The 3,303-nt window shown below is 55.6% G+C and carries 3 protein-coding genes and 1 pseudogene; all 4 read right to left on the minus strand.

What is annotated here, in order from left to right; genetic code table 11:
- Positions 1-230: pseudogene (locus tag K5905_RS30270) on the minus strand (hypothetical protein); the annotation flags it as partial.
- A 4-nt stretch (positions 231-234) separates the two neighbouring features.
- Positions 235-1,119, minus strand: a complete 885-nt coding sequence (locus K5905_RS30275; RefSeq protein ID WP_297591415.1) for a MurR/RpiR family transcriptional regulator — start codon at positions 1,117-1,119, stop codon at positions 235-237.
- A gap of 166 nt (positions 1,120-1,285) precedes the next feature.
- Entirely contained in the window at positions 1,286-2,578 is a 1,293-nt protein-coding gene (locus K5905_RS30280; protein ID WP_297591416.1) for a TRAP transporter large permease, read from the minus strand.
- Entirely contained in the window at positions 2,575-3,129 is a 555-nt protein-coding gene (locus tag K5905_RS30285; RefSeq protein ID WP_297591417.1) for a TRAP transporter small permease, read from the minus strand. Before K5905_RS30285 ends, K5905_RS30280 begins: the two co-directional genes overlap by 4 nt.
- Positions 3,130-3,303: the final 174 nt, after the last annotated feature.

Raw genomic sequence — 3,303 nt, forward strand, 5'->3', positions numbered from 1 at the left:
GCCCCGTCAAGCGGTTCGGCGAGCGTGTTGAGATTTGAAAAGGCCTCGCGGGAATAATCCATGCTGGAAAGTTCTGGCAAGACGACGAGATCGACCGCGTCGTTGGAGACAAGTTGCTTCTCAATCTTGGCAACCGACGTTTCCAGATGAGCGTCCCGTTCCGCCACCGTCGTTGTGGGCGGAATACCGATCTGGCAGGCCAGCAGTGTGAGCGTCTCGTTCGCGGTCATTCATTCAGACTTTCTTGTTCTTCCAGTATTCGTTCATCCGCAATCGGTCCGCCTCGATGCGCTCGATGCGCTCGACGACATGGCTGGATTGGCCGATTGTGAAAAAGCCGATCAGGGCTTCAATCAGGATCGTGGTCCCGACATAGGATTCAAAAAACAGGGGGCTTTGGTTTGGCCCAAGCAGTACATGGTCTGCCTCGAAGGCAATGGGTGCGGCGGGGCTGTCGGTAATGGCGACAACCGTTGCACCACGTTCCCGGGCAATGATCGCCAATTCAATCGAGGCCCGGGCGCAAGGCTGCTGACTGATCGAGATCATGACGTCGCCTTCGCCAATATCGGCGACCGGATCGGCAAAGACACCGCCCTCGCCGCGTACAAGGCGGATTTTCCCACTCGCCATTCCGCCGATATAGTGGGCGTAGGCGGAAAAACTCGCAGAAGCCTGCATACCGACCACGTAGATCTGCCGGCTTTCATTCAGGACATGTGCGACACTGGCAAAATAGTCAGGATCGATGGAATCGAAGATCGCGGTCACGTTGGCGATGGTCGAGGACCGGAATTCTTCCCAGACTTCTCGCTTGCTGGTATCGCCACCCGATTTCTGCAGGTTCTCCGCTCTTAAGTGATATTCCTTGATATCGCTTTGCTGAACCTGTTTGCGGTAGACCTCCCGCAATTCGCCATAGGTTTCATACCCGAGTGCCTTGGCCAGGCGGGCGAAATTTGGCAGGGAGACCCCCGCACTGGAGGCAACTTGACGCATCGACAATGTGGCAATGTCGCCAGGGTGTTCCAGCATATAGGTGGCAGCGACCTTCAGCGCGCGCGGCAAACCCGGGAACAGCTCTTTCAAGCGTTCGCTGACAGTAAGATACGCATTCATGTCGGTCGACTTCTCCTGGGGCAAATTCGCCTCCCTGCCTGATTTCGGGGCGCCGATCTGATCATTCGTTACACGCAAGAGCAACTGTTTTTACATTTGCAACAATCACTGCGCAGGCTCGGTCATTCTCAACGGGGTAAGAAGGATATTCTCCTTGTAAAAGGCTTTATCGGCTCAACAATAAATCCGGCAGCCACAGCGACAGCGACGGCACGAAAGTGGTCAGTATCAAGGTCGGCATCCAGGCGCAGAATATGAACAGAAAGGTCGGCCCCAGCATTTTACTGACCGGAGTATTCGTTATTTGCGCACCGAGATAGAGAAGGGGCGCCGTTGGTGGCGTCACATTGGCCATGCCGAGATTGACCCCGAGGATCGCGGCAAAGTGGATTGGGTCCACCCCGACGCTTTGAACGATCGGCAACAGCAGCGGTGTCGATAGCAGCAATCCCGAAATGTCATCCATCAGCATCCCGATCAGGATCATCACAAGATTGACCATTAGAAGGATAACGATCGGGTTGTCCGATACCGAAAACACCATTTCGCGGGCGATGGTCGGAATATCCTCGAAAATGAGGAAACGACTGACGATCAGAACCATGAAAATCATAGTCATGACGACCCCGATGGTAATCCCGGCATCCGACAAGGTGGTCATCAGGCTGCGCCAGGTCAGGCCTCTATAGATGTAGATCGCAATCGGAATGGAGTAGACGACGGCAACGCCAGCCGCCTCTGTCGGCGTCATGATGCCGCCGTAGATTCCACCAAGGATTATCAGTGGCATGAACAGGGCGGGCATGGCCTGACGGGACTGTAATTTGAATTCCGGCACGAAGTCTTTGGGCCGTTCCGTCACTTTGATATCTTTGAATTTGCGCAAGGCAAATTGATTGGTGACGATCAGGAGCACGATCAGAATGATCCCCGGGATCACGGTCGAAAGAAACGCCTTGAGAACCGATTGCTGTGCCACCCAGGCGTAAAGGATGTGGGACGCGCTTGGAGGGATCAGCAGACCCAGCGGGCTGGCGCTGACGATCAGGGCCGCCGACAGGCCCTCGGGGTAATTCGCCTTGCGCAGATGCGGCATCATGATGCCGCCGATGCAGGTCAACGTGGCGTTGGCACTGCCGGAAATCGAGCCGAAAATTCCGCTGGCGACAACGGCTGCGACTGAAAGTCCACCCTTGATGTGTCCTATGAAGAGTTCGGCCAGGGCCACGAGTGGGGCGGCAATCTTGCCTTTTTCCATAATCGCGCCGGCAATCATGAACAACGGGATCGCCAGAAGAACCAGAGTGTTCATTTTCCAGTAGCCGGCGGGAAGATAACCGGTGACGTCATGTCCACCGGTAAGCGCCAGGAACAGAAGAACCGCGCCAAAGGCGATATAGACACTGACGCCGAGCAGCAGCAGCCCACAGATGATGATGATGCTTCCGAAGATAATCATGTCTCGCTCTCCGGATGCGCGGCTTCAAATTTCGAGGGACCGTCGATGATGTGGTAGATCATGTAAATCGCGTTGAAGAGGGCCATGAAAAAGAACCCGACGAGAATTGCAGCGCGTGGGAAAACAGCGGGAATCTTGAGGGCGGTCGTCGTCTCCCAGAGCGGGTAGGCGATAATTTCGCTTTCCACTGCCAGATAGCACCAGTAGACAATGTAGGCGCCGATCACCAATTCGATGATGTAGACCAGCAATCCGCGCCACCAGGCCAGTGTTGAGCGACCAAGCACGACGCCGAGGATATCTGCGTTGACGTGGGATTTTTTCTCCGCCGCCAGTGCGGCTCCAAGAAAGAATGTCCAGAAACTGATGGCCAGCAACCACTCTTCATAGGCAAACAGGTTGCCGGAAAACCCGTAGCGGATGATGACAACCGCGAAGAAGGTAATAGCCATCAGGAGGCCGCCCGCCGCAACGAAGAGGCGCATGAATGTGATGATTGCCAACAAGGGGCGCGCAGCGACCGGTGGCAACCTGTCTACGATTTCGGTCATTAGACCCCTCCCAAGGACCGCGAGACGGTTGCGACCGGCAGCCAGAGCTGCCGGCCGAATTCTGTGCTTAGTTTGAAGTCAGCCGATCCAGCGTATCCTGTCCGATGGTATCCACCATGGTCGGCCAGATATTGGTGCGGACCCATGCAGCCATTTCAGCCTGCTCTTCTTCGT

The sequence above is a fragment of the Roseibium sp. genome (assembly GCF_025698965.1).
In the GTDB taxonomy this organism is placed as follows: domain Bacteria; phylum Pseudomonadota; class Alphaproteobacteria; order Rhizobiales; family Stappiaceae; genus Roseibium.

Excerpts from the sequence above, each read along its gene's own strand:
- K5905_RS30275 (WP_297591415.1), bottom strand. The coding sequence starts at position 1,119 with ATGAATGCGTATCTTACTGTCAGCGAACGCTTGAAAGAGCTGTTCCCG.
- K5905_RS30280 (WP_297591416.1), bottom strand. The coding sequence starts at position 2,578 with ATGATTATCTTCGGAAGCATCATCATCATCTGTGGGCTGCTGCTGCTC.
- K5905_RS30285 (WP_297591417.1), bottom strand. The coding sequence starts at position 3,129 with ATGACCGAAATCGTAGACAGGTTGCCACCGGTCGCTGCGCGCCCCTTG.